The sequence below is a fragment of the Microcystis protocystis FBCC-A270 genome (genome assembly GCF_050500235.1).
In the GTDB taxonomy this organism is placed as follows: Bacteria; Cyanobacteriota; Cyanobacteriia; order Cyanobacteriales; family Microcystaceae; genus Microcystis; species Microcystis ichthyoblabe_A.
In genome coordinates, this window is record NZ_CP191407.1 from 4,147,703 (window position 1) to 4,173,957 (window position 26,255).

The following is a 26,255-nucleotide window of genomic DNA, read 5'->3' on the forward strand; positions in this document are numbered from 1 at the left end:
CCTTATTTATTGTCTATTGATGAAATGAGCCAAAGACGTTAATTTAAAAGATTGAGGTCAGGGGAGTTTGTTAGGTTGGTCTTGTGTTAAAGTTAAGCTGGAGTAAATTCTAATCCCCGATTAAAATTTCAACGGAACAATCACCATGAACTTTTATACCGTTATTCTGAGAAAAAGTGCAAATTATTGGGTTTCATTATGTCTTGAAAATGGATTAGTTGGACAAGGAGAAACTCAGGAAAAAGCTATTGAGAAACTAAAAGAAGCGATTGAATCTTTTTGGGAGATTTATCATGATCAAGCCAATATATATACCAGTCCTATTCCTATAGACGAACTTCATGAGTTTTTAACTGTGGGAGATTCTGAAACTCCCGAAACTTACGAACTCAGAAAAGTTTATGCCTAAAAATATTCCTTCTCTTAAACCCAAAGCACTAATCAAAATTCTTGAAAAAGGAGGCTGTCAATTTTATCGAGAAGGAAAAGGTGATCCTCGTTTATATTGTAGAGTATTGTATAATCAACGTCGAATCGTTCCTATCGATATAGGTGCAAAAGAAATGTCCCCTGCTTATGTTTTACGAATTTTTAGACAATTTGGTTTTACAGATGAAGAAATAGAACATTTATTAAAATAGATGATTGAATGCGTTTTTTCAAACGAAGAAATTATCTATTCTAGTACGCTTTATCTTAATTTTATTTCCAAAAGCTAAAATAAAGTGATAGCTACTTTTTTAAGGTACATTAACACAAGAGTAAAACCCTCGATTGCTTGTGATAAATTGATAATGATTAATTTTCACCCAGTCATCGCCGATAAATTAGCCTGCCTTAAAAACAGGTAAAGTGACTATCACCATTTTGCGTAATTTTTCGCTCTGGTAATGAACTTTTGATTATGAAATGATCCAAAGACGTTAATTTAAAATATTGAGGTAAGGCAGTTTGTTGGGTTGGTCTTGTGTTAAAATTGGGTTAGGGCTAGTCTGAATCATTTATCCTGTATCATTTAAGGGTGGAGAAAACTATGCTAAAAACCTTTAAAGCAATTTTGAAAAATAATACCCTTCAATGGCTTGATGAAACTCCTGAAATCAACTCAGAATATCCTGTTAATGTTTATATTACCTTATTAGAAGAAAATATCATTGGTGAAAATCGATCTAACGGTCAAAAAATGGCCAATGCTTTGAAAAAAAATTGCTAACAATAATACTTTTACTGCTGTTGATACCCAACAGTGGCAACAACAAAATCGTTGCGCTCTCTCTCTTCCTAATCGGGATTAAATCATGTTATTAGATAGCAATATTATTATCTATGCCGCTCAATTGGAAAATGAGTTTCTCAGGGAGTTTATTGCAGAAAATTCTCCTTATGTATCTGCTTTATCTTATCTGGAAGTTTTAGGTTACTATCGGTTAACTCATCAGGATAAAGTCTATTTTGAAGAATTTTTTACAAGCAGTAACTTTAAAACAAATCAGAAAGATGTCCTTAGGAGATGCCATTATTGCAGGAACAGCTTTCGTTTATAATTTAACAATTGTAACTCGCAATATTGATGATTTTAATTGGATCAGTAAATTAAATCTAATTAACTCTTTTCAACGGTAAAAAAATATCCATCCTGATATACTTTATCGCCAGTCCATTATTCAGAGTAAATCTTCTAGTTTTATGGTGATATAATTTTGAGTTTGATTGGGATTTTGGATAAACCTAACGACGATTTTATCTCGTTCTTCTAATAGGGTTTCTAGGGTTAATAAATTTGATTCTGTAGATTGAGAGAGAATTTTATATAAGGTACTCTCGCTCGAATTATAGTCTCGCTCATTTTCTTTGGCAATATCACTAATTTCGTTACGATTATAAAGAATAATTCCTCTGAATTGCACAAATATTTGTGCATTTTGATAGTTTTTCTGGGGATTAGCATGATTATTGAGAGTCAGAAGCATATAGATTCTATTCATCCCGCTTTGAAATTTACCAGCAATCTGCTTTAATGTGCTTTCTTTGTCTTTTTTTGCCTGTAGGGATGCTTTGAGTTCAATTAAACAAATTTGCAGATGATAATTGAGAATTTTACCCCCATCATCGACTTTTCTCTGTAAAACTAATATAGCTTTTTCAGGGGTTTTGCCGGAAGCAGAGATACCGGGTATCTCTTTTTCTAAATTGATAACCCAGATTTTATCTACTTCTGTAGATATATTTTTGTCATTTTTAGACGATAACTGTAAGTGATTAATAACTACTTTCTTTAAATCGCTCTTATTTGTTTCTTGAATTTCAATATACTCATCCTGACTAAGGGATATTTCTTGAATAAAACCCTGTTTTTCTAAAGCTTGGTGAAACTCTTGTCTAAGGGAAAATATTTCTTTTTTTGAGTTAGACTTACTCATTCTCTGCTAAATAGATATGATTGGTTAAAATTTCTCCAGATTTCTGCACAGAGTTGATAACTTCTGTAAAATTACGAAAATAAACACCATATTGACTGGTTCCATAATCAATAATTTTATCACCCGTGAAAAAGTAAACCCCTAAGTCTTCTTTAGCAAGTGAAATTTCAGGATTTAAATTTTTTAATTGATTATCTTCAATAATTTTTGTGACATCAACACCATAACTTTTTAAGGTATGAAGATAAACATAATTGTTGAGAATATCGGTTAAAATTGGGCTATGGGTGGTGATCAAAACCCGATTATTATGCTCGGTGACAAATTGAACTAAAATATCCATTAAGCGAATTTGATTTTCGGGATGCAAATTAACCTCTGGTTCATCTATCATCAAAAAATTGTTTTTTTCCTTGGCCCAATATTTGAGATAAAGATACAAGATAGTCAACTGATTGACTGAAGATGAAGCTAGATACATAGGTAAATCTTTGCTTTCATCGAATTTAAAAGAAAATTGAATAGGTGCGATCGATTCTAGACTAGAAATGGTGATTTCTCCTCCCATTAATCCGATCATCTTTTCAATCAGAGAATTATAAACTGAATTAATTTTTTTCTTGGTATTGAGAGAATAAAGCGACTCAATCACCTTATTCATTGGTTCTGTATAAGACCTTTTGGGTAATTGTTCTTGAAGACGTTTGAATATATCCCGATTAGTATCAACATCATCATCAATATTTTCTATTAATTCTTGCAATCGACGATTATACTCACTTCTTTTATTTCTCTCTATCTCATAAATGTACTGGTAGAAAACAGGAAAAAAGCTACGACTAGCGGGGATAAAAAAAGTATCTTGTATCGGAGACAAAAGCACTCTTATTATTGACGGAATAATTACTGATTCCTTGTATGGTTTAGCTCTCTCAAACAAGTCTCTGGGTATTTGATCAAATACTTTCTCAGGGATATTATTCTCTTTTATATTTATTGTTAGGCTACCTTTGCGCTTGCTAATCTGTAAATACTCCAGATCATTATTTCCTGCAACACGAACCGAAAAAGTTGTTTTAAATTTCGTCTCTTTAAATTCTTTAATATCCGCTTGAAAAATTAATTTATTGGAACTAATAATCGTTTCTTTAATACTGGCATCAAGATTATAAGTATTAACAACTTCTTTTTCAATAAATCGGCTAAATTTATTGAGAATCTCATCGATTAATTCTTGATTGATCGTAATTTTTTTAATAGGTTTTTCCGAGTCAACTACTAAAGAATCAATTTCGGTATTTTCGGAAAACTTTCTAATATTGTCATGATTAAAAATTGTCCATAAAAGCTGAGAAACTAGGGTTTTGCCACTATTGTTGTAGCCAATAAAAGTATAAAACTTCTTGGTTAAATCTATAGCTTGATTATTATTTCTAATTGATCCCAAATTCTTGATCAGTAGTTCCATATTATTTTTACCAATCACACCGAGAGAATAACTAATTTTTTAAAGGTGGACAAAATGCCCACCTTAGCAACTATTGTAAACTGCTAGTTAACTGACTTTTGGCCTTAGCTAAAGCTTCGCTTAACTTACTAGCATCCCGTCCCCCAGCTTGAGCTAAATTGGGACGACCACCACCACCACCGGCGCAGATTTTAGCGATCGCACCGATAAATTTACCCGCTTGTAAACCCTTATCTTTAATCACCCGGGGACTAAAAGCGGCCACTAAACTCACTTTATCAGCTGCGGGAGTCGAGGCCAAAATCACTGCCCCTTCCCCTAATTTTTGCTGTAGTCTTTCGGCTGCAGCCATCAAAGCATTAGCATCAATATCACCCAAAGAAGCGACTAATAGCTTAAATTCGCCGATAGATTCAGCTTGAGATAGCAAAGCATCTGATTTATTTAGTGCCAACTCCTGTTTAACCGCTTCTAACTGCTTTTGTGTCCCCTTTAACTCTGATTGTAGGGCCGTAATGCGATCGGGAATTTCCAGAGGTTTGACCTTAAAGCGATCGCACAAATCCCGTACCACCTGATCCCGTTCATTCAAATAGGCTAACACGGCAGGGCCGGCCACCGCTTCGATGCGACGAATTCCTGCGGCGATTCCCGTCTCGGAGATGATTTTAAATAAACCGATCTCGGCGGTATTTTTAACGTGAGTTCCCCCGCATAATTCCATAGAAACGCTAGGAATATCGATAACTCGCACTTCTGAGCCGTATTTCTCGCCAAACATAGCAATAGCTCCCTTTTGCTTCGCTTCTTCCAATCCCATCACCGCTATCTGGGTGTCATGCGCTTCGGCAATCCAAGTGTTAATCTGTTCTTCCACCTGTTGCAATTCAGAGTTAGTCAGGGGACGAGGACAGTTAAAATCAAAACGGAGGCGCTCAAAACTGACGAGGGAACCCGCTTGGGAAATCCCCCCATCGACAAGCTTTTTCAGGGCCGATTGTAGCAGATGGGTGGCGGTATGATTAGCTTGAGCGCGACGACGACAGGAGCGATCAATCTGAGCATTAATTGTATCGCCGGTGGTGACAATTCCCCGCTCAATCCGACCAAAATGGATAAAAATCCCCGATTCTTTCTGCACATCCTCAACGCGGATAAGCAGATTATCGCCAGTTAAATAACCCTTGTCACCGATTTGTCCACCCGATTCGGCATAAAAAGGGGTTTTATCGAGAACTATCTGCACCTCAGTGCCTGATGCGGCCGATTCCACCGTTTTACCAGCGACTAAAACCGCCGTTACTGTTGCGGTTGCTTGCAAATCTGTATAACCGAGAAATTCCGTCGGGTGAATATGTTCTGCCAGCTTATCTAAACTGCCCTGTACCGTTAAATCTATGGTTTCGTGGGCGGCTTTTGATCTTTGCTGCTGTTTTTTCATTTCCTGCTCGAAACCCGCCGTATCGACGCTTAAACCCTGCTCCTCAGCGATTTCTTGAGTCAGTTCCAGGGGGAAGCCATAGGTATCATAAAGGGTAAAAGCATCGACTCCCGAAATCTGGCTTTTTTCTTTTTCTAGAATCGATTCGAGCAGTTTCTCGCCTCTTTCTAGGGTTTCTAAAAATCTCGCTTCCTCTCGCTCTAATTCTGCCTTGATCACCGTTTCTCGTTCCCGAACATTGCCATAGACGGACTCGGAAAGAGCGATCGCAACTTCCGCCACTTTGGTGATAAATTGACCTTCAATACCGATCAAACGCCCGTGTCGTACTACTCTCCGAATCAGACGACGCAGGACGTAACCTCTGTCAGTATTCGATGCTGAGATACCATCCGCTATCATGTGTACTACTGAACGCACATGATCGCCGATGACTTTTAGGGAAACTTTCGTTTTTTCGTCCGCTTTCTGGTAGTCTATCGCTGCTAACCGGGCCGCTTCGGCGACAATCGGGAAAATTAGGTCAGTTTCGTAGTTATTGGCGACTTTTTGCAGGATTTGCGCCATCCGTTCCAAACCCATCCCCGTATCGATGTTTTTATTCGCTAGGGGTGTCAGATTGCCATCCGCGTCGCGGTTATACTGCATGAAGACGAGGTTATAAAACTCGATAAAACGGCTATCATCCTCTAAATCGATGGTTTTATCCCCTAATTCCGGGTGAAAATCGTAGTAAATTTCCGAACAGGGACCACAGGGACCCGTGGGACCCGATACCCAAAAGTTATCCGCTTCGCCCATTTTTTGGATACGATGGGCAGGAATACCGATTTTATCGCGCCAGATAGCGAAAGCTTCCTCATCCTCTTTAAAGACACTAACGACTAATCTTTCGGGGGGAAGGTTAAAAACTTCTGTGGACAATTCCCAGGCCCAGGCGATCGCTTGTTCTTTAAAATAATCACCAAAGCTAAAATTGCCCAACATCTCAAAAAAAGTATGATGTCTAGCAGTCCGGCCGACATTTTCGATATCGTTGGTGCGAATACATTTTTGAGAAGTGGTAGCGCGGGGAAATTCTGGGGTCTTTTGCCCTAAGAAAATCGGTTTAAAAGGGAGCATTCCCGCAATAGTCAGCAAAACGGTGGGGTCTTCTGGTACTAGAGAGGCACTAGGGAGAATTTTATGGTTTCTGGCCGCAAAAAAGTCTAAAAATCGCTGGCGAATCTCGCTTCCGCTTAGGTGGTTACTCATAGAAGATGTCAGTTAGTCAGAAAATGCCTATTTTATCCATTGTGGCATTTTTGCGTTTTAACTCTCCACCTTTACTCTCGCGCCGCTTGTCGGACCTGCTCTAAGTCTAAATCCAAAGCTTGAGCGATTTGTTCCACACTTAAACCCAAAGCCAGCAAACGGGGAATAGATTCCAGTTTTCCTTCTAGTTTTCCTTCTAGTTTTCCTTCCAGTTTTCCTTGCTGTCGTCCCTCCTGTTTAGTTGCTTCCTTCCATTCCTGATAGGTTTGAGATAAGGTCATAAACACCTCTCTATCCTCAGTTTCCAGGATGTTATTTATTTCCATACTAACCCGCCAACTAATCAATAATTCCAGCACATTTTCCCGGAAAGCATTACCTTGAGGTAATTCTAACAATTCTCGCACCGCTTGGTCTTGAGTTTTTCCCCGTCCTAATAATCTTAACCAAAGAGTCTCAGCAGTCACAGGCAATTGATTAATAGCGATAATTGCCGTGCGATAAAGCAAGGGAAGAAAATACACTCCTTCTGGCCAATCTGGGTCTATTTTTGCCCCAAATCCTTCTAAAACAGTGATACCAGCGGAAGGGGATAAAATCCACAAACGAGGGGCATTCTCTTCATTGTAGCTCTGATTTTCCCGTTTAGCTTGTCTTTGCAGTTCGGCTAAAATCGTCAAAAGTTTCGCTAAACAATTACGAATCTCGCTCCGATTGGGAGGATTGCGATAGGGTTCAATTAAGACAGTATTAAGGACAATTCTGCCTAATAATCCCAGATAATCGGGGTTGGGTTCGGGATTGGGGGAAAAAAATACATCTATCTGTCGGGTTTCATCGCTGACTTCTTTGCTGATTTCGACGGTTCCCAGGGGAGAAAGTAATTGTTCAAGGTAATTTTTGGCAAATTGATCATGGGGTTTCATGAAGTTTCTTGAATAGCTTGTCGGACTTGTTCTAAGTCTAAATCCAAAGCTTGAGCGATTTGTTCCACACTTAAACCCAGAGCAAGTAAACGGGGAATAGATTCCAGTTTTCCTTCCTGTCGTCCTTCCTGTCGTCCTTCCCGTCGTCCCTCCTGTTTAGTTGCTTCCCTCCATTCCTGATAGGTTTGAGATAAAGTCATAAACACCTCTCTATCTTCAGTTTCTAGGATGTTATTTATTTCCATACTAACCCGCCAACTAATCAATAATTCCAGGACATTTTCCCAGAAAGCATTAGAACTCTTGCAAATTAATTATATGTTATAATGCTGGGTTAACTAATTTTTTTGGGAAAATTAGTTAATTGGTACATCGGGGTGAGAGCATCTCAAACGCTAAAAAAGGTAAAAATTTCGGCTCTTCGTTACTTGTTATGGTTCGATAGGGGGGCATAAATTGACTAAATCCTTCTCTGGCAAGAGACTTAATTGATGAGTTCGCTCTAGATAAAAAACAATTGACAAAAATCGCCAAATGCCTTTCTACATAAGGGTTCCATCCCTTATAACCCCAGTCCATTGCATAACACAAACCGGAGAACCAAGATTTCCATTATACCATAAAAAAATTATGCAAGATGTATATTATTGTAGGGACGAATTGCCTTCGCTCCTACAATAATAATTATTAACGGTATTAGCAGAGGATTGTTGATTACTTCCCTCTAGTTTTTTCGGCCCAAACTTTGCTGGGTAATCCCCAAACATAGATGAAACCTTCGGCCGCTTTATGATCAAATTGATCCTCGGCTCCGTAGGTAGCTAAATCGGGAGAATAGATAGAATTGACTGACTGACGACCGACCACTTTAGCGTTACCTTTAAACAGTTTCACTCGCACCGATCCCGTTACCTGTTCTTGGGTTTTGAGGATAAAAGCATCGATCGCTTCCTTTAAGGGACTGTACCACAATCCTTTATAAATTAACTGTCCGTAGGTATCTTCAATTCCCCGTTTATATTGGGTAACATCTCCAGTTAAAGTTAAACTTTCTAAGTCCCGGTGAGCATCAATTAAAACTAATAAAGCCGGGGCCTCGTAAATTTCTCGCGATTTAATTCCCACTACCCGGTTTTCGATCATATCTAAACGACCAACACCGTGTTTACCCACTAGGTCATTTAATTGACTAATTAGCGTGACAGAATCGAGATTTTCTCCGTTTAAACTGACAGGAATACCCTGATTAAAACCAATATCGACGTATTCCGGCTCGTTGGGAGTATCGGCGATCGCTTTGGTCATTAGATAGATTTCTTCCGGGGGTTCCGTCATCGGATCTTCCAAGGGACCGGCTTCAATACTGCGCCCCAACAGGTTACGATCGATACTAAAAGGCGAGGATTTTTTCACAGGGGACTCGATCCCGAATTTTTCCCCGTAGGCGATGGTTTCTTCCCGGCTCATGCCCCATTCCCGGGCGGGAGCGAGAACTTTTAAACTAGGATTAAGGGTCATAATGCCCACATCAAAACGCACTTGATCGTTACCTTTGCCAGTGCAACCGTGAGCGACGGCATCGGCCCCGTATTTCTCGGCGGCCTCTACTAATAATTTAGCGATTAAAGGACGAGCCAGGGCGGTAGAAAGGGGATAACGATTTTCGTAGAGAGCATTAGCTTGAATTGAGGGAAAAGCGTATTCTTTGACGAATTCTTCCTGAGCATTGACCACTAAGGATTCGATCGCTCCGCAGCGCAGAGCTTTTTCTTGAATTGGTCCTAATTCGTCTCCCTGTCCTAAATCGGCGGCTAGGGTAATCACTTCTTCTACTCCCCATTCCTGTTTGAGATAGGGAATACAGACGGAAGTATCGACTCCTCCGGAATAAGCTAAAACCACTCTCTTGGCGCGTCCCATAATTTTTTCACCTACAAACGACTAATTGATTACTCTTTTAAGTTTATTATATATCTTGGGGATTGGATGTTTCTTTTTTAATGCTTTTTTGTTTAGTTTTTAATGAAGAAAAGGAATAGGAAGTCACGAGCAAAGAGCCAAAACTAAACGGGCAACCGGCCGCTATTTACGTTTACTGGCAGCACGACGGGGGGATTTTTTCGGAGCGGTATTTGGGGGATTATCGTTAGTTTTATCTTTAAATATTGGAATAGTAAAATGAAACTGACTGCCGTTATTTTTGCCCCTCGATTCTGCCCAAATTTCGCCGCCCCAACCATTAACGATCTGACGACAGATAGCCAGTCCTAAACCGGTTCCCCCAGCACTGCGTCGCAGGGCCCCCTCCTCTTGGTAAAAACGATCGAAAACCTGTTCTAAAAGATTGGGTTCGATCCCGCGTCCGGTGTCAGAAATCGTCACTTCTAGAGTTTTTGGTTTTCCCAAAGCGACTTCGATCGAGACATTTCCCTCCCGTCCGGTAAACTTACAGGCATTATCGAGAAGTTTGGAGAGTAATTCCACTAACCACTCGCCATCGGCTAAAACAAAGGGCAGATTAGGGGGGACAAGATTGCTAATTTTTGGATTTTCGTTGTCGAGATTGCGGGAGTGAACGTGACTGATGGCTAATTCTACACATTCCGATAAGGATAAAGCTTCAGGATTCCAATTAACCCGGCCACTTTCTAACCTGGAAAGAGTTAAAAAATCTTGGATTAATTTACGCATTCGTTCCGCATCTTTCAGGGCAGTATCAAGCATAATTTGGCGCATTTCCGCCGGCATATCCGGTTCCGAGGCCAAACTTTCTAGACAGACTTGAATGGTGGACAGGGGGGTGCGTAATTCGTGGCCGGTAATGGCGACTAAATTAGAACGAGTGCGATCGAGGGCGGCTAATTGTTCATTTAAATCCTGTAAATTAGCGTAGGCTTCTGCTTGAATGAGGGCGACTCCGATTTGAGTGGCCACCGCGTCCACCAGGGCGACATCCTCGCTTTTCCAAGTGGTGGTATAGGGTCCACAGTGATGCAGTTCCAACATTCCCAAGAGACGACTTTGGTAAAAAATCGGTACTAATAACCAGGAATAGATGGAACATTCCCGCACCAGATTTTGAATGGAATCCCCGGGGAGACGGGGATCGTGAATAGCGTCTTCAATTTTCAGGGATTCTCTCAATTCCAGCGCTTCCTGAAAAAGAGGATTATTTTTCAGAGGCCATTTTTGTCCTTTGATGGAACTAATGCCGGAGTTTAAAAATTCGTGTTCGATGGTGGCGTTAATGTCGGCTTCCTTACAACGATAGACCACGCAGCGACAGACTCCCAATCCCTCCCCCAATTTCCGCACTGCCACCTGGAGGATATCTTCCGGATCGAGGGAACGACGGATCGCCGCTGTCACCGAGTTGATCAGTCTTTCTTTGTGTTCTTTCGATGCCAGGGAACGATTGGCTTTCAGCAGTTTATACTGTCCCGCTTGCAAATAAGTGACCAATCGCTGGACAAAGGGATCCGGTTCCTCTTGATGATCCCTATCCGTCAGTTCACAGATTAGGTATTCTTCTTGAGCGCGCCTAATTTTGTCCGCCAGTTCGGGACGATAATCGAGAATATGATTTAAGAGAATTTGGGCGGCCTGTTGACTCACATGGCGATCACTCGTCCAAATCCCCTCAAAACGGCGATTATTATCCATAGCTGCCCTATTTTCCCCTTCGGCTACCAGATGGGTTCGCTCCCGACAGATTAAACAACTAGCATAATGGCGACTGATAACCACTAGATGCCATTCTTGGGCTAAACTGTCGTCCGGTTGAAAAGCGATCGTCTCGCAAACGTCGGAACTATGCTTAAAATCGGTTTCTGGGGCTGACAAAACATAAACTTGCCCGCTTTTGTGGGCAATGCGTCGGTAGCGATGGGCCTCTTGACGATAAAAGCGCTCACGCTGAAAACTGGCAATCACTAACGGTTGATCGTCTTCCGCTAAAACCTGATCCTCCATGGCGTGGGATAGCGCGGTCAGGGATGCTTTGAAGTACATCTGCGATCGCCATTGGGGGAGTAACTGCAACAGTTCTGTTAAAACAGAAGTTGATCTGCTCATCGATGATCTGTTTCGAGTCGAGTGTGACTAGCAAGCGCAATAGAGGGAACTAGCAATTTCTCCCTTGACCCTATCCTACAGGCTCAAGGGGACAAGAGGTGAGATCGTGTCGTGATCGCAAGAAATTTAAACCGAGTGATGCCAAAAAGTGAGGGAAATTATTCTAGTTAACTAGAGGTTGCTGAATAAATCTAAAAACCTTGTTGGGTCAGACTTTTAGACTTTTGAGAAATCAAAAAGTGCCAGCCGTTGCGGAGATCGGGGGGAAAATTCAGGTACTTTTTCCCTGAAAATTAGGTAACTGACTACCTCAAAATCGGTAAAACCCCACACCCCACACCCCACACCCTGCCCCCACGAGAAACTTTTTGCCGCAAACCCTAACTAGATGTAGGCGACTTTCATTGCCCAAAGGATCAGAGCAATAATACTACCGATAACGATAATCGACGATATCGCCACTACTGCCGGTTTATCGGCTCCCTCGAATTTCATGATGCCACGATTTAAGTCTGACATTGCTTTTAACTCCTTTTCATGAGATGGATAAGGTATGAGACACTTTCGGATCATAAATTAGCGAACTCTCATCTATCCGTGTTATTAGAAATTGGTATCATTCGGCTGTCTTTAATCATTCTAGGCGTTCTTTTCCTTCTTGGCCTTCTCCTTGAGGCTATTTTAAGAATTGTCTTCGGGTTCGGTAATCCGCTTATTTACAAAGCCGATGCCGAAATTGGCTATCTTTTGGCTCCTAATCAACAAACGCGCCGGTTTTCCAATTTTATCGCCGTTAATCAGTATTCGATGCGGAGCGATCCGATTACACCCCAAAGGCCCCCAGAGACGACGAGAATAATGTTAATCGGTGATTCGATCGCTAATGGCTCCTGGTGGACAGATCAAAAAGAGACCATTTCTGCTTTAATCACCAAAAGTTTAGGACAGAATCTGACAGGTTCGGTGCAAGTTCTCAATGCTTCGGCTAATTCGTGGGGACCGCGCAATCAATTGGCCTATCTGCGACGTTTCGGCACCTTTGAATCTCAGGTGATTGTGTTATTAATGAACACCGATGATCTGTTCGCTTTAGCTCCTAGTTCGGCGGTGGTGGGACGAGAAATTAATTATCCCGCTCGCCGGCCGGCTTTAGCTTTAATCGAATTATACGATCGATATTTTAAGCGTTATCCTCCCCTACCACCGGTGCAAGAAGGAGGCGATCGAGTGGGTAATAATTTAACCGCTCTTGCCCAAATTCAAGCCCTTGCTCAGGCTAATCAATCCCGTTTAATTATCGCTATTACTCCCCTCATTCGCGAAGCTCAAAAACAGGGGCGAGATTATGAATTAAAAGCCCGTCAAAGACTAGCGAATTTCACCAGCAACCAGCAGATTTTTTATCTAGATTTTCTGCCCATTTTTCAAGCACATTCTAATCCTGATTCCCTCTATATCGATAATATTCATCTTAGTCGAGACGGTAACGAGTTAATCAGTCAAAAACTGACCGAGGCAATCAAAAAGGTCTTTTAATTAGGGTTTACTGAATCAGTTATCAGTTATCAGTTATCAGTTAAGTAGGTAGGTATTAAAAACTTTCAGATCCCCCCGCCTATCGGCACCCCCCTTATCAAGGGGGGCAGGGGGGATCGAACCTCAAATACATTTTTAATATAATTATAAGTAGTCGTGCAAAATTAATTTCCTAGTGAAGATAGGCAAGAGGCAAAAGGCAAAAGGCAAGAGCGGGGTTAGATATGTGTAATTAATTTTGCTTAGGTACTTAACCAGCTACTTATCAGTTATCAGTTATCAGTTATCGGTTCACTGTTTACTGTTCACTGAAAATACACCCCACTTCCCTAACAACCATACCAAAGCTTTTCTATCTGTTTTGCTAGGTCCAATAACTCAGAGCGATCGCTTGTATCCCTTAAGAGGGTGACATGGCCTAATTTTCGACCGGGACGGGATTTTTTACCGTACCAAAAAACGTGAGCGTCTGGAATTGCCGCTAAAACTGCTCTTTTTTCGCCATAATCACCGTCACTATCCTCAAAACCCAATAGATTAACCATGACTGCCCCGGCAGATTTTAAATCCGTGGCTCCGAGGGGCAAATTAGCCACTGCTTGCAGTTGTAGGGAAAATTGGGAGGTAAGACAGGCAGAAAGGCTGTAATGACCCGAATTATGGGTACGGGGAGCGATTTCATTAATCAATACCTCCCCCTGCGGAGTGACAAATAACTCGATCCCGAAAACACCCACCGCCGACAAACTACTTAACAGATGATGGGCGATAGGTTCGGTTTGAGCCTGTAAAGATTGGTTAAGAGCGGCGGGAGCGATTACCCAGTGACAGACTTGCTCCTCTTGATAGGTTTCCACCACGGGATAGGTGACGATTTCCCCGGTTAATCCCCTAGCGGCAACGATGGCTAATTCGCGCTCGTAGGGAATATAAGCTTCTAACATCAAGTCAAGACGCTCTAATTGCGGCTTTTTGGCGTTTAATTCTTCAGGAGTGCGGATAATAAAGGTTCCCTGACCATCATAACCGTGTCGTCGTGCTTTCAGCACTAGCGGAAAAGGATAATTTTCTAGTTGGGATAAATTATCTATCGCCCAAAAATCAGGCACAGGCAACCCTAGAGAGCGTAAATAACATCTTTGCTCGTATTTATCCAATAGGGGGCGCAGATTTGCCAAACTAGGATAGAATTTAACTCCTGTGGCCGCTAATTCTTCTAGGGCATCTAAATTAACAAACTCATTTTCAAACGTGATCAGATCACAGTGTTGAGCTAGTTTTTTTGTGCCTTCCACGTCAGCTATTTCCGCAAAGACAACCCCGTCAGCTAAAGCAACGGCGGGATCGTCGGGGTGTGGTGTTTGTACAATTAGAGAAATGCCTAATTTCTTGGCTTCCTGTGCCATCATCCATGCTAATTGTCCACCACCAATAACACCAACCCTTGTTTGCATCATTGATCACATCCTAAAGATTCCGGGGTAGAGATGCCGGTTTTTGAGTTGACACCCTCGGCTCTTTCACAGAGATTTTTGATTTGTTGAGCGTCAAGCACGGCAAAACTAAAATCAGCACCGTTGATATTGACTCCCTCGAAAATGGTGCGCAGCATGATCGCTTCGGCAAAAATGGCATCGCTTAAATCGGAATTTTTAAAGGTACTCAGATAGGCTAACCCATTGGTTAAGTCCGCTCCATGAAAGTTGCCTTCGATGATAGAGGCTCCGTTAAACACTGCCCCGCGCAAATCGGCAGAGCTAAAGTTAGAATCTTGCAGATTAACGTTAGTAAATTGGGCAGATTGCAAATTTTGTCCCGAAAAATCCTTTCCTGTCAGATTCTGGTTTTCATAACTGGCATTGGCTCCTGTGACAGCAGCAGAACTGGCAGCTAAGGCATTGACAGGAGATAGGATAAATAGTGTTGCAAAAAAAGCGATCGCTAATCGAAAGATAGTCTTCATTGGCGGCAAATTCCATCATTGGGCATTCTTGATTTTATAGCAGTAAGCCATCAGCCGTCAGCTTTCCGCTGGCCGCCAGAAATTGCCGGCACACAAACCTTTATAATAGCTGTCTGAGCTTATACTGTCATGCAATTTGGTCTAAACAAAAATATTTAAGCCACAGGCCCTCAGCTTTCAGTTAAATAAAGTAAAAGACAAAAGTTAATTAGTTTTCTCTCTCCTGACTCCTATTTCTAAGGACAATTTCTGATTTATACAAGAGGTTTAATGGATACACCACAACTTTTATTTAATGGTTTAGCCGTCGGTAGTATTATTGCTCTGGCTGCTGTCGGTTTAACCCTTACCTGTGGCATTTTGCGTCTGTCTAATTTTGCCCACGGCGATTTTATGACTTTAGGTGCTTACATAACTTGGCTGGTAAATGCTCAAGGGATTAATCTCTGGTTAGCGATGCCGGTGGGGGCAGCGGTGACAGCTATTGCCATGCTCATTGCCGAGAGATTATTATGGAAACCTATGCGCGATCGACGGGCTGACTCTACCACTTTAATTATTATTTCGATCGGTTTGGCTTTATTTCTTCGCAATGGTATTTTAATGATCTGGGGCGGCAGTAATCAACGCTACGATCTGCCTGTGATGACCGCTACGGAAATTTTTGGTATTAAAGTAGCTTTCGATCGCTTGTTAGTTATTGGTTTGGCAATTATAGTTATTATTGCCCTCCATTTTTTATTACAAAAAACTAAGATCGGTAAGGCGATGCGTGCCGTAGCTGACAGCAACGATTTAGCTAGAGTAACTGGAATTAACGTCGAATGGGTTGTCTTCTGGACATGGATAATTACCGGAGTTTTAACTGCTTTAGCTGGAGGGATGTTCGGGTTAATTACCGGGGGAGTACGTCCCAATATGGGCTGGTTTTTAATCTTACCAATGTTTGCGGCCGTTATTTTAGGTGGTATTGGTAATCCCTACGGAGCGATTGCTGGAGCTTTAATTATTGGTGTTGCTCAAGAAATTAGTGTTCCCTTAATTGGTTCTGATTATAAATTAGCCGTGGCTTTATTAATTATGATCTTGCTGTTATTATTCCGTCCCCAAGGTTTATTTAAAGGCACGGTTTAACAGTTATCAGTTATCAGTTATCAGTTATCAGATGTAAGTTTTAAGTTATTTATTTATCTTCATCTTTATCCCTGTTTACTGTTTACTGGACGGCTACGCCGTGCCTTTGGCAACACTGAAAAGCCCAATCTTTAATCCTGAATATATTCTTCCCCGGTGATTAAAGCGTATTCAGCGCGGGTGAATTCTCGACCTAAATAAGCAGCATGATCGAACATAGTAATAGGACAAGGTTGGGTTTCTTCGATCACTTTGACGGCTAATTCTTTGGCGGTTCTCGCGGTGTAAATAGACTCAGGATTGCGATCAAGTTTTTGCCTAACACCGATAACTTTTCCCGTTTCTGGATCGACGGCTAAACCTTTTTCGTTGATAATATTGCTGTAATGTTTGGCACAGATTAACCCTGCTTCTCGGTCGAGATAAATAATAAAATATCCTGCGGGATCGAGAGCGATCGGGCGTTTGGAAAGTTGATGATCAATAGCGGTGATTTGGGATTTTAATTCGCTCATTTTCTTGACAAAATCACTTAAATAGGGTTTGCTGAAAAAGTTTGTTGGTGGGGCTAGGAGTCAGTAGCCGGTCGTCAGGAGTCAGTAGCCGGTCGTTTCAGGCTTTGTTGCCCTTCTTTTTTTGTACCAGTCTATGTACTACAAGAAGAATAATGCAAGGTTTTTGAATGTCCCAATCCTATATTCTTGCACTAACATCGGATTTTAACAGGTCAAAAGCCTTATTTTAAAAGGGTTTTACCATTATTCAGCAAGCCCTAAATATGTAGTTGAAAGCAAGAGCAAATTATATCACATACCATCATCCGGCTCTTCTCGACTTTGTGTGATAATTTTTGCTTATGGAATCGTGAAATGTTGACTGAGAAGGACTTTTACGACTATTTTGCCGAAGAAACTATCAGTATAGGCTTCGTTTCCACACATAAACCAGAAGAGCCATCATCCTTGTCCTCTCCTCTGGCAACAGGAGGATAAACTCAGAAAAACATAAACAGGGACACTTGTAGAGTAACCCAAGGGCTAGTATGATTGTCTGCTGCGAGACGAATAGCACTGCCCGGAAACGCCACCGAACCAACCCCCTGAAGCAAGAAATTTTGAGACAGATAATATCGCCCAATTAACAGTAATTCATGGCCAAGATCATAGGATTTTAGCGTCTGGAGGGCGGGATTACCCCCTAATACCAATTCTCCAAAGTCTGACTACAGAAGTTTAATCCCCCTAAATCCCCCTTAAAAAGGGGAACTTAAAGGGGGATTTAAATTCGATGTGTAGTTTTCATTTAGAGAAATGGTATAACCGTAACCTTTCAGGGGGGAACAGAAGCGCTGTATTGGCTAAAAAAAGAAAAAGCTACCACCATCAAGGTGACAGCTAAGGGACTTGCGCTTTGATAATGTACCTTTTGGGCGAACGCAGTTCGCCCCTACATTGTGGACAAAATCCGTTACTGTAGGGGCGCAAGCAAGCATTCATTGGTGTCAACTTAAGGGAAGAGGTTCCCATATTTGTCGATGGAGAGCCTCTTTCTCTCGATGTCGCTGACGTTCAGCTTTAATCAGTCCAAAAAGTTGAGCGCGTTCGGCTAAATAGCTGATTACATCTGGGTTTTCGCCCCGAGAGAAAGCCTTCGCTACATAGTAAAGGCTTCTAAAAACCATCTCGACAGAAATTTTTTCTTGCGGCTGATGGAGAGCGACAGCCACATCTTGAACTATCTGAGTGAGAACAGTATAGAAAATCAAGGTAGTGAGAATTTGGATTTGTACGCCGTTAGTGTGTCCAACCCATAAATAGGCCAGTCCTAAGAGTCGCTTAGTTAAGAGAAAAGCTTCTTCTATCTGCCATCTTCTTCTATACAAATCACAAACTTCCTCAGCGGATAGTTGTTGAGAATCAAGCACGTTTGTCAAATAATCATACCAAGTATTTCCCCAAAGAACTGAGACTAATCTGACGGTCGAATGGCAAGGATTAGAGCGATACTGACCGAGGGTAATAATCTCATCTCGGTAAAGTTTTCCTGCGGACAAAACTTGCTTTATTTTGTAAGATGTTTTCCCCCTCATGCGGGTAAGAAAATATTTTCCTTCCTTAGTAAATTGGTCAAACCACGGAAAACTAAAAAAGCCTAGGTCAACGACTAGCAAGCCTGATGTAGGTAGCTCATTTATTAATTGTTCTGCCCATACTTTATCGTTACATCTCTCATTTTTCTGATACCATACTGTCACAGGTACTTGCGTAAATGCCTCAACAATCATCATTATTCTTCCAGCCAATTTCCCAGATTCCTTCTCGGAAGCTTTCAGGCTTTTCCTCAGCTGCTCTAGGGTTGAGCCATCGGCTATCCAAATAACACTGAATTTTTCTCTCACCTTTTGCCATTTCTCAGCTATGCTAATTTTACCTGACATTTCTTTTCTTTTTTCTAAAATATTTCTCAGCAGCAATACAAAGATTTCCGTAGGTAAGCTCATCAATCTTTTGGATACAGCTTGCTTACTTACTTTTAGAGGTTCTACCCAGAGTAATCCTTCCTCTTTTCAGACTCTTACAGCTTCACTTGATCCCGCTATCTGGCAATAGACTAAGCTTACCAATAAGGCGACCACCACGGGTAAGGTTAATAATCTATCTCTCATGATTTTTTCATGATTTCCTCGCATATATTTTAGCGGCGTAAATAATCTTGGCTCTAGATATTTTTTAAGTTCTTCTATTACTTGTGGGATTTCTGGGCTTGGGCATTGATGTGGTCGCCGCAAATCTGGAACCCCCTGTTTTCTCGGTCGTTGCTTAGAGCGCTTTTTCACTGACCCAACTCTGACTTCCCCACCCTATTTTACCATTTTTTACTTCCTTCCTCTTGGATAATCAGCTACCTTTTATAATTAAGCTTCTTGCTTAAGTTGACACCAATGGCAAGCCTTGCGCCCCTACAGTAACGGATTTTGTCCACAATGTAGGGGCGAACTGCGTTCGCCCAAAAGGTACATTATCAAAGCGCAAGTCCCTAACCCTTCTTCTGCTTTACGACGGCTAACCAGACCGGGTAAAACTTGGTGTCCTGCGTGAACCCATTTGCCAAATTCTTCTGCCGCACCCTGATAATCCTTGAGGTTAAGTTTATGGAGTAGGGTAGAGCCTGCAAGAGTTCCTAATCCTAAGTTAAAGGCAAACGAAACTAATGCGTCATATTGATCCTGGTTAATGGGGACTTTGACCAGATTGGATACTCCAGCTTCAAAGGTTTCTAGGTCTTGTTCGAGAAGATTTTCGGCTTCTGATCCGGTAATTGTCATTCCTGCGTGAACACCTTTGGTATGGCCATAACCAATTGTCCATACTCCAACAGTATCTTGGTAAGCGTTGAGTTTTACCCCTTCAAAGTGTTTAATGAGATCGATTCCTTTTTGGCTAATTTTCATGGCTTTTGCTCCTGTTTATTGATGGAGAAAATGATTTGAGATTGTTAGTAACGGTAGGATGTGTGGCTCTTTGGTTTGTGTTATGCAATGGACGGGGGTTATAAGGGATGGAACCCTTATATAGAAAGGCATTTAGCGATTTTTGTTAATTATTTTCGATCTAGAGCGAACTAATCAATTAAGTCTTTTACCAGATAAGGATTTAGTCGATTTATGCCCCCCTATCGAACCATACCAAGTAACGAAGAGCCGGATGTGTTAGCGTAACGCATCACAATTTAGATTAAAGTGTTTTGAAAAAGTAAAAGGTGCGTGGGTGCGTGGGGCGCACCCTACGCGATCGGCGATCACTCTTTTTCGTACAATTCGTTGTCAGGGCCAATTAACCCTGGCTCTTCGGGAATTGTTATGCAAATAATTAACTTAAAATAAAATTCGATGAGAGTACCTAAGCTCAAAAGTAGCTGAAATTCATACAGGGAAGGACTTAAGGCACAAACAGGTTAATGCCAAAAGATAGACAATTGAGTTAAGATTTGATATAATTGCCAAAAACGAGATTATTTTACTTATGATACTTGACAAATTTTTGAACCTACAAGGAACCTGTATTCAAGGCTATCGACACCTAGAAAATATCGGTATAGTTTGACCAGTCGAATCGAAAAATCAAAAAGCAATCTGTCCTCGTTGTGGGTTAGAGAGCGATAAACTCCACCAAAATCATCGACATTTAGTCAAAGATTTACCAATCTCAGGTCAACCAGTGTACCTACAAGTTAATCGTCGTCAATTTAAGTGCGGTAATTGTCAGAAACCCTTTAGCGAAGAGTTAGATTTTGTCGCCAAGAAACGAACCTATACGAAAAGACTAGCCGAGAATATACTCGAACAATTAAAAGAAGGAGATATTTTAAATGTTAGCCGAAGAAATGACGTAACGGAAGAAGAGATTCAAAGAATGATAGAGGACATCGCCGAAGAAATTACAGAGCCAGACCTATCGGAATTAAAAAGACTAGGAATTGATGAAATCGCTCTAGTCAAAGGGCAAAAAAATTACTGTGCAGTTTTAGTAAATTTAGATACGGGAAAACTAATAGCTATTCTAGAGAAGCGAACACAAGAAGAATTGAGGAAAACGCTGACAGGCTGGGGAAAAGAGGTGTTAGAGCAAATTGAAGAAGTCAGCATAGATTTTTGGTTGCCCTATAAAAATTTGGTGAAAGAATTGATGCCATCGGCCGAGGTAGTCGCCGATAGATTTCATGTAATGAAACAAATTAATCAAGAGTTAGACGAACAGAGAAGAGCGGAAAAAAGAGCCGTAGAAGCGCAGAAAAATAAAAAACAGAAAACGGAAAAAGAAGCAAAGCTAGAAGTTTTAAAGCGAAGTAAATATAGTCTGTTAAAAAATGAAGAAGATTTAACGGAAACTCAAAAAATCAAACTAGAAGCTATCAAAGAAAAATTCCCAAATTTGAAAAAGATGCAGGAATTAAAGGAAGAATTTAGAAAGATTTATGAAACCTCAGAGAATCCGACAGAGGGAATGCTATCCATCTCGGAATGGTTGGCAAAATCCTCCAGTGTTTTTACTAAGAGTTGTCAAACAATCCGAAACTGGTTTGGAGAAATAATTAGTTATTTCGAGCGAAGGACAACGAGGCTCTTCGTTACTTGGTATGGTTTGATAGGGGGGCATAAATCGACTAAATCCTTATCTGGTAAAAGACTTAATTGATTAGTTCGCTCTAGATCGAAAATAATTGACAAAAATCGCTAAATGCCTTTCTATATAAGTGTTCCATCCCTTATAACCCCCGTCCATTGCATAACACAAACCGAAGAGCCGAGAGCATCAAGAATACCTATAGGGCCAGACGAGGAAAAAGAAAGAGTCGAAGCGGAGCGAAAAATAAGCGTGGCGCGATTCCGGAGCGTGGCAGCATTGGCCAAGAACAAAACCGCATCGGACATCAACCCTTGTCACCGAAAAACTTTTCCAAGAGATTCCCCCTGACAAAAGAAAAACCGACCCTTGTGACAAGGTCAAAGAATTTTGTGGACATCAAGAGTTGAGTCAGAAACTAGGAGCAGATTTTTATTTTACTACTCCTTATCATTCTTGGGAAAGAGGATTAAACACAGGGTAAGAGTATCTTAAATCCTTGACAAAATGAACTTTATGTGGTTCTCTTCCCCATACCCCACACCCCAACAAACTTTTTGCCGCAAACCCTATGTAACCCTAAAGTTTTATTTACCTTCTCCTACTACAGATTGATAAAATCTTTCTAGACTTTCTACGGAGGTTCGATCGTTAAATACTGTATCGATATTCATTTTAGTATAATCTTTGATTGTTTGTCGCCATTGATTATCTAAACCTAAACGGATAGCAATTTCAATATAGTGATTTTTATCGGTAGCAATTGTCTCGGTTATGCCTAATTTTTTCAAGATAGCATAGGAATGTCGTCCGCGCATAAATTCCCCCGGACAGGTAACAACTGGAAGCTGACAGGCAATTGCTTCGAGGGTGGTATTTCCTCCCGACCAACTTAAGTTATCTAAATAGATGTCTGCTAATAAGTTAAGCTGAAAATAATCATTTTGTTCTAATTGTGGCATCATTACCCCGTAATTTTGCCAATTGAGTCCATACCTATTAAAAGCTTGACTTAATCTCGACTGAAAGCAATGGGTCACAAATTCGCTACGATGACAGATAAAAATAAAGTGGCTGTGGGGAACTTAGGGACTTCCAAAAAATAAACTATTCATTCTCAAGAATAATAATCATTCTCGGAGTGTGGGAGGTAGGGATCGATGGTTGCCCCCTCCTTCCAATTTTGTAGTAGAATTAATCCTGTACATTATTAATCAAGTTTTTCTTTTTAAGAATATATGGAATTAACTGATTCCCTCAAGAAATTGCTCAGTGAAACTGCACTTCAATTAAAAGGTGCAGCTAAAAGAAGATTCATGGCGCAAACAGTCTTAGAATTAGGCTATGGGGGACAAACCCTTGCTGCACAGGAGTTAGGCTGGAATCGAACTACTATTCGTAAAGGAATTAAAGAACTAAAAAGAGGCATTATTTGTGTTGATAATCATTCAGCTAAGGGGCGGAAAAAAGCAGAAGAACATTTACCTTTTCTATTGGAAAACATCAAAAATTTAGTGGATTCTCAAAGCCAAACTGACCCAAGTTTTAAAAGCCAAAGGCTTTATGTGAGACTGAGTGCGGCCGAAGTCCGAAAGCAATTAATCTCTAAATATGGGTACAGTGATGAGGATTTACCGAGCGAGGAAACTATTCGGGTTAAATTAAATAACTTAGGTTATCGTCTGAAAAGAGTCGCTAAAGTTTTACCTCAAAAAAAATTCCAGAAACCGAGGCAATCTTTGAGGAATTAGCTAACATTAATCGGGAAGCGGATGAAGACCCTACGATGTTACGTCTTAGTTTAGATGCCAAAGCCCGTGTTAATATTGGACTGTTTGATCGAGGAGGTAAAAATAGAATAACTGTCGAAACAAACGATCATGATTTTAATCCGAAAACAACCCTAACCCCTTACGGAATATTTATTCCAGAATTTGATGAGTTGTTTTTGTATTTCACTACCTCCACAGTCACCAGTAACTTTATTGTTGATATATTAGAGGATTTCTGGGAATCTGAAAAATCTCGTTTTGAGAAAATTAAAACTTTGATAATTAATCAAGATAATGGATCAGAAAATAATTCGAGACGAACTCAGTTTATGAAACGTATAGTTGAGTTTTCCCAAAAATATCAAGTTAATATACGTTTAGCTTACTATCCCCCCTACCATAGTAAATATAATCCTATTGAACGAACCTGGGCTGTGTTAGAAAACCATTGGAATGGGAGTATTTTAGATGAAATCGAAACAGCTTTGAAATTCGCCCAAACTATGACTTGGAAAGGAAAACACCCGATTGTTAAGTTGATTACTGAAACTTACGAAAAAGGAGTAAAGCTTACTAAAAAAGCCATGGAAAAAATCGAAGAAAAAATCGAACGTCTCACAGAATCAACGAATCAAGACTTTCCCGATTTGGGGCAATGGTTTATTGATATTTATTATGATAAGACCTAGTTTGTAGTTAACTAAGATGGTTAGCTAAAAACTGTATTTGATTCTTTAACTTGTCCTTGTTATACTCGAAAAAGCTCGGAAGTATAAAAGTTTATGCTGCTATTTTTTTTTCGGAAAAATAGGTTGTAATGGGAGACTCTTTGTTTTCCTAGACAAAAATAATTACTTTTTCAAAAAAACACTTTTCTATTTTTTTGTTGGGTATTTTATTCTCTGGAAGTCCCTTGTCGGGCAATTCTAGGAAAAATATCGTCATTTTCTGGCAGATATTTAAATAAACTTTGACAGTTTAAGTAGATGATTTTATCCTCGGCTAATCCCATCTCTAAACGAGTTTTTCTCTGGGGAGGAAGCGAGGGTTTAGCATAGGCAATACCTAAATTGGATAAGCGAATTAATTTTTAACTGTAGTGATTATCTCCCTCCGTGGGTTCCATTAATTCACTGGAGATAAAATAATCAATGGTTGGTAATCCTGAGGTGATTGGATGTCCCCAAGTTACACATTGTACTGGAGCTAAACGCAATCCTGCTAGTTGGGTAGTACGAGCATCCATACCAATATCTAAATAAACGAGAATATGTAACTGATTATCTAAAATATTTTGAGCAATTTTTTCCATATTAACTAAATTATCAAACTGATAAAAATAATCACTTTGCTCTTGATATTCTCTTGTAAAATTATCGCAGGTGTTATTAATATCTATTCCATAACAGTAAATTTCAAATTGCTCTCGATTTCGCCACTGCAACCATCCTTGAAAGAGTTTCGCTACTGTGTGATGACGCAGGTGAGCAGAAATATAGCCAAGGCGAATTTTTCCCGTAGGCATGGTTAGGTTTTTTACCCAATTGGGAAAGTTAACCGAGGCAATTTTATAAACTAATTCTCCATATTTTTTTTGTAGTTCTAAATCATTTTCCGCTTGATATTGAAGATAAAAATTAGTTCTTAATCCAATACTTTTCCACGCCTCCTGTTGTTGATTATTAGTGGTTAAATCAAGATTGGACAAGATATTATCTAACCGTTTCTCGTAGTTTGCTCGATATAGCATAATATCTGCTTGAGTTGTGTAAACTATCGGCATTAACCGCATTAATTCTAACTTCAGGGATAGGCGATCGGGAAGATACTCTAAAGCCGATTTAGTTGCTTGAATTGCCACCTCGATCGGATAATTATTTTGTAGTAACCAAATTAGGCGCAAATGTAAATCAATATTTTCTGGATGATAGGCAATTCCTTTTTTATACACTTCTAAAGCCTGTTTTTCTCCTTTGAGAATGAGATAGCAATGGGCGCAATTTAAATAAAAATTGCTGTCCTCTATTTTAATTGCTAATAATTTTTGATAATAGTTTAATGCTAATTGATAGATTTTTCTTTGATAAAAATAATCACCTGAATAAAGATTCGCTCTTTTTTGGTCAGCTTGCAGGTTTTCCCAAAGGGAGAGATTTTGACTAATTTCTCGTCTATCTCCTGCCAGTTGTTGGGCAGTTTTATAAGCATTTTTTGCTTCTGTCCAAGCTTGTTTAACTAAATAGACATTGCCTAAATTGATATAAAAAGGATAAAAATCTGCCTGGTTATTAATTCCCTGCTGATAGAATTTTTCGGCTGACTCTAGCTGCCCTAATCGATAAAATAAATTGCCCAGTTTATTATAAGCATCGACAAAATTAGCCTTGAGATCAATCGCTTTTTGATAAGCTGATAAAGCTGTATCTGAACGTGATTGTTTTTCTAGCACCATGGCCATGGTATAATGATATAAGGCTTGATTTTCCTCTAAGTTGATGGCTCGTGCCAAACAGTTAAAAGATTCTGTTAGTCGGTTAATTATATAGTATAAATATCCTAAATCGTGCCAGATGTAAGCTAATTGTTCACGCCAAGATAAAATTCTTAAGTAAAAGTCCTCAGCTAAAGTATATTCTCGCCGATTAATTGCCTCTTGCACCTCTTGAAGACAGGAGTTTATCGCAGTCAGGGCATAATTTTCTATCTCTTCATCCCCTTCTATTTCCTCTAATTCTAGCCACTGAAGATAGATTAATTTAGCTTGGCCAAACTGCCAGCAATCAAGATTTCTAATTATCTCTTTTTTGAGCAGCACAATTAAATCCTGACTGGACTCTGATTGTAACAGCCAAAATAACCAAATTTCTTGCGCTGTTGCTTGCTGCTCTAGCAGCAGATAAGCTAATCCCAGATAGGGATAATAATCAGTCACTTCCGGATGAACCGCCAGCACTTGCTGACAAAATAACAATAACTGATTATAGTCTCCCGATGCTAACATTAGCTCGATCGCTTGTTAGTGATCGCTGTTGATCATTATCTTTCACTCTCGTTGCTCGGCTCTTCTGGTTTCTGTGTGGAAACGAGGTCTATACTGATAGTTTCTTCTTTCAAAATAGTCCTAAAAGTCCTGACCAGTAAGCA

General features: G+C 40.2%; 19 protein-coding genes and 5 pseudogenes. 9 read left to right on the forward strand and 15 right to left on the reverse strand.

Annotated features, from left to right (window positions below; translation table 11 throughout):
• The first annotated feature begins 145 nt into the window (after nucleotides 1-145).
• The 4 genes and pseudogenes from ACQY1X_RS20280 (at nucleotide 146) to ACQY1X_RS20295 (ending at nucleotide 1,544) form a co-directional block, all read left to right on the forward strand.
• Nucleotides 146-409, forward strand: coding sequence for a type II toxin-antitoxin system HicB family antitoxin (locus ACQY1X_RS20280; protein ID WP_002776938.1), 264 nt, complete (start codon nucleotides 146-148; stop codon nucleotides 407-409).
• Entirely contained in the window at nucleotides 402-641 is a 240-nt protein-coding gene (locus tag ACQY1X_RS20285; RefSeq protein WP_002735907.1) for a type II toxin-antitoxin system HicA family toxin, read from the forward strand. Before ACQY1X_RS20280 ends, ACQY1X_RS20285 begins: the two co-directional genes overlap by 8 nt.
• 392 nt (nucleotides 642-1,033) lie before the next feature.
• Nucleotides 1,034-1,295, forward strand: a pseudogene (locus tag ACQY1X_RS20290) (hypothetical protein).
• A 3-nt stretch (nucleotides 1,296-1,298) separates the two neighbouring features.
• Nucleotides 1,299-1,544 carry a twitching motility protein PilT gene (locus tag ACQY1X_RS20295; protein ID WP_103112057.1) on the forward strand — a complete coding sequence of 82 codons (246 nt, stop codon included), beginning with the start codon at nucleotides 1,299-1,301 and terminating at the stop codon, nucleotides 1,542-1,544.
• A 120-nt stretch (nucleotides 1,545-1,664) separates the two neighbouring features.
• Here the strand turns inward: ACQY1X_RS20295 and ACQY1X_RS20300 are convergent, their stop codons facing one another.
• From ACQY1X_RS20300 to ACQY1X_RS20335, 8 genes are all read right to left on the reverse strand, one after another.
• Nucleotides 1,665-2,420, reverse strand: a complete 756-nt coding sequence (locus ACQY1X_RS20300) for a hypothetical protein (RefSeq protein WP_103112058.1) — start codon at nucleotides 2,418-2,420, stop codon at nucleotides 1,665-1,667.
• On the reverse strand, nucleotides 2,413-3,888 hold the full coding sequence (locus ACQY1X_RS20305) for an AAA family ATPase (protein WP_103112059.1): 1,476 nt from the start codon (nucleotides 3,886-3,888) through the stop codon (nucleotides 2,413-2,415). Before ACQY1X_RS20305 ends, ACQY1X_RS20300 begins: the two co-directional genes overlap by 8 nt.
• A gap of 70 nt (nucleotides 3,889-3,958) precedes the next feature.
• On the reverse strand, nucleotides 3,959-6,583 hold the full coding sequence (alaS, locus tag ACQY1X_RS20310; RefSeq protein ID WP_430015062.1) for an alanine--tRNA ligase: 2,625 nt from the start codon (nucleotides 6,581-6,583) through the stop codon (nucleotides 3,959-3,961).
• Nucleotides 6,584-6,654: 71 nt separating this feature from the next.
• Nucleotides 6,655-7,509, reverse strand: a complete 855-nt coding sequence (locus ACQY1X_RS20315; protein ID WP_430015063.1) for a flagellar assembly protein H — start codon at nucleotides 7,507-7,509, stop codon at nucleotides 6,655-6,657.
• Nucleotides 7,506-7,754, reverse strand: a complete 249-nt coding sequence (locus tag ACQY1X_RS20320) for an Rpn family recombination-promoting nuclease/putative transposase (RefSeq protein WP_430015064.1) — start codon at nucleotides 7,752-7,754, stop codon at nucleotides 7,506-7,508. Before ACQY1X_RS20320 ends, ACQY1X_RS20315 begins: the two co-directional genes overlap by 4 nt.
• A gap of 469 nt (nucleotides 7,755-8,223) precedes the next feature.
• Nucleotides 8,224-9,429 (reverse strand): argininosuccinate synthase, encoded by a 1,206-nt coding sequence (locus ACQY1X_RS20325; RefSeq protein ID WP_002736083.1) that lies wholly within the window; start codon nucleotides 9,427-9,429, stop codon nucleotides 8,224-8,226.
• 162 nt (nucleotides 9,430-9,591) lie between these two features.
• On the reverse strand, nucleotides 9,592-11,583 hold the full coding sequence (locus tag ACQY1X_RS20330) for a DICT sensory domain-containing protein (RefSeq protein WP_271938616.1): 1,992 nt from the start codon (nucleotides 11,581-11,583) through the stop codon (nucleotides 9,592-9,594).
• A 384-nt stretch (nucleotides 11,584-11,967) separates the two neighbouring features.
• Nucleotides 11,968-12,102 carry a hypothetical protein gene (locus ACQY1X_RS20335; RefSeq protein WP_002736350.1) on the reverse strand — a complete coding sequence of 45 codons (135 nt, stop codon included), beginning with the start codon at nucleotides 12,100-12,102 and terminating at the stop codon, nucleotides 11,968-11,970.
• Between the two features lie 78 nt (nucleotides 12,103-12,180).
• Between ACQY1X_RS20335 and ACQY1X_RS20340 the strand changes: the two genes are divergently transcribed.
• Nucleotides 12,181-13,119 (forward strand): SGNH/GDSL hydrolase family protein, encoded by a 939-nt coding sequence (locus ACQY1X_RS20340; RefSeq protein WP_430015065.1) that lies wholly within the window; start codon nucleotides 12,181-12,183, stop codon nucleotides 13,117-13,119.
• A 329-nt stretch (nucleotides 13,120-13,448) separates the two neighbouring features.
• Here ACQY1X_RS20340 and ACQY1X_RS20345 read toward each other — a convergent pair whose 3' ends face one another.
• Entirely contained in the window at nucleotides 13,449-14,576 is a 1,128-nt protein-coding gene (locus ACQY1X_RS20345) for a 5-(carboxyamino)imidazole ribonucleotide synthase (RefSeq protein WP_430013441.1), read from the reverse strand.
• Nucleotides 14,573-15,082 carry a pentapeptide repeat-containing protein gene (locus ACQY1X_RS20350; RefSeq protein WP_430013442.1) on the reverse strand — a complete coding sequence of 170 codons (510 nt, stop codon included), beginning with the start codon at nucleotides 15,080-15,082 and terminating at the stop codon, nucleotides 14,573-14,575. The genes ACQY1X_RS20345 and ACQY1X_RS20350 overlap by 4 nt, the downstream gene beginning before the upstream one ends.
• Before the next feature lie 270 nt (nucleotides 15,083-15,352).
• On the opposite strand from ACQY1X_RS20350, the gene ACQY1X_RS20355 reads away from it, so the two are divergent.
• Nucleotides 15,353-16,216 (forward strand): branched-chain amino acid ABC transporter permease, encoded by an 864-nt coding sequence (locus ACQY1X_RS20355; RefSeq protein ID WP_002747356.1) that lies wholly within the window; start codon nucleotides 15,353-15,355, stop codon nucleotides 16,214-16,216.
• A 131-nt stretch (nucleotides 16,217-16,347) separates the two neighbouring features.
• On the opposite strand, the gene ACQY1X_RS20360 is transcribed toward ACQY1X_RS20355, so the two are convergent.
• The 3 genes and pseudogenes from ACQY1X_RS20360 to ACQY1X_RS20370 all read right to left on the reverse strand — a co-directional run bounded on the left by ACQY1X_RS20360 (nucleotide 16,348) and on the right by ACQY1X_RS20370 (nucleotide 19,667).
• Nucleotides 16,348-16,731 carry a DUF4346 domain-containing protein gene (locus tag ACQY1X_RS20360; RefSeq protein WP_002735883.1) on the reverse strand — a complete coding sequence of 128 codons (384 nt, stop codon included), beginning with the start codon at nucleotides 16,729-16,731 and terminating at the stop codon, nucleotides 16,348-16,350.
• A gap of 986 nt (nucleotides 16,732-17,717) precedes the next feature.
• Nucleotides 17,718-19,052, reverse strand: a pseudogene (locus tag ACQY1X_RS20365) (IS4 family transposase).
• A gap of 123 nt (nucleotides 19,053-19,175) precedes the next feature.
• Complete coding sequence (locus tag ACQY1X_RS20370) at nucleotides 19,176-19,667, reverse strand: lysozyme (RefSeq protein ID WP_016514703.1); 492 nt, start codon at nucleotides 19,665-19,667, stop codon at nucleotides 19,176-19,178.
• Between the two features lie 571 nt (nucleotides 19,668-20,238).
• Here ACQY1X_RS20370 and ACQY1X_RS20375 point away from each other — a divergent pair.
• Nucleotides 20,239-21,333 (forward strand): annotated as a pseudogene (locus ACQY1X_RS20375) (ISL3 family transposase); the annotation flags it as partial.
• A gap of 276 nt (nucleotides 21,334-21,609) precedes the next feature.
• Nucleotides 21,610-21,814, forward strand: a pseudogene (locus ACQY1X_RS20380) (IS30 family transposase); the annotation flags it as partial.
• A gap of 112 nt (nucleotides 21,815-21,926) precedes the next feature.
• On the opposite strand, the pseudogene ACQY1X_RS20385 reads toward ACQY1X_RS20380, so the two are convergent.
• Nucleotides 21,927-22,424 (reverse strand): annotated as a pseudogene (locus ACQY1X_RS20385) (tetratricopeptide repeat protein); the annotation flags it as partial.
• A 153-nt stretch (nucleotides 22,425-22,577) separates the two neighbouring features.
• Between ACQY1X_RS20385 and ACQY1X_RS20390 the strand changes: the two are divergent.
• A protein-coding gene (locus ACQY1X_RS20390) for an ISAzo13-like element ISMae28 family transposase (RefSeq protein ID WP_430013443.1) occupies nucleotides 22,578-23,800 on the forward strand; the annotation gives its coding sequence in 2 pieces (ribosomal slippage) (nucleotides 22,578-23,058 and nucleotides 23,058-23,800; 1,224 coding nt in all).
• 401 nt (nucleotides 23,801-24,201) lie between these two features.
• Here ACQY1X_RS20390 and ACQY1X_RS20395 read toward each other — a convergent pair.
• Nucleotides 24,202-26,112 (reverse strand): tetratricopeptide repeat protein, encoded by a 1,911-nt coding sequence (locus tag ACQY1X_RS20395; RefSeq protein ID WP_430013444.1) that lies wholly within the window; start codon nucleotides 26,110-26,112, stop codon nucleotides 24,202-24,204.
• Nucleotides 26,113-26,255: the final 143 nt, after the last annotated feature.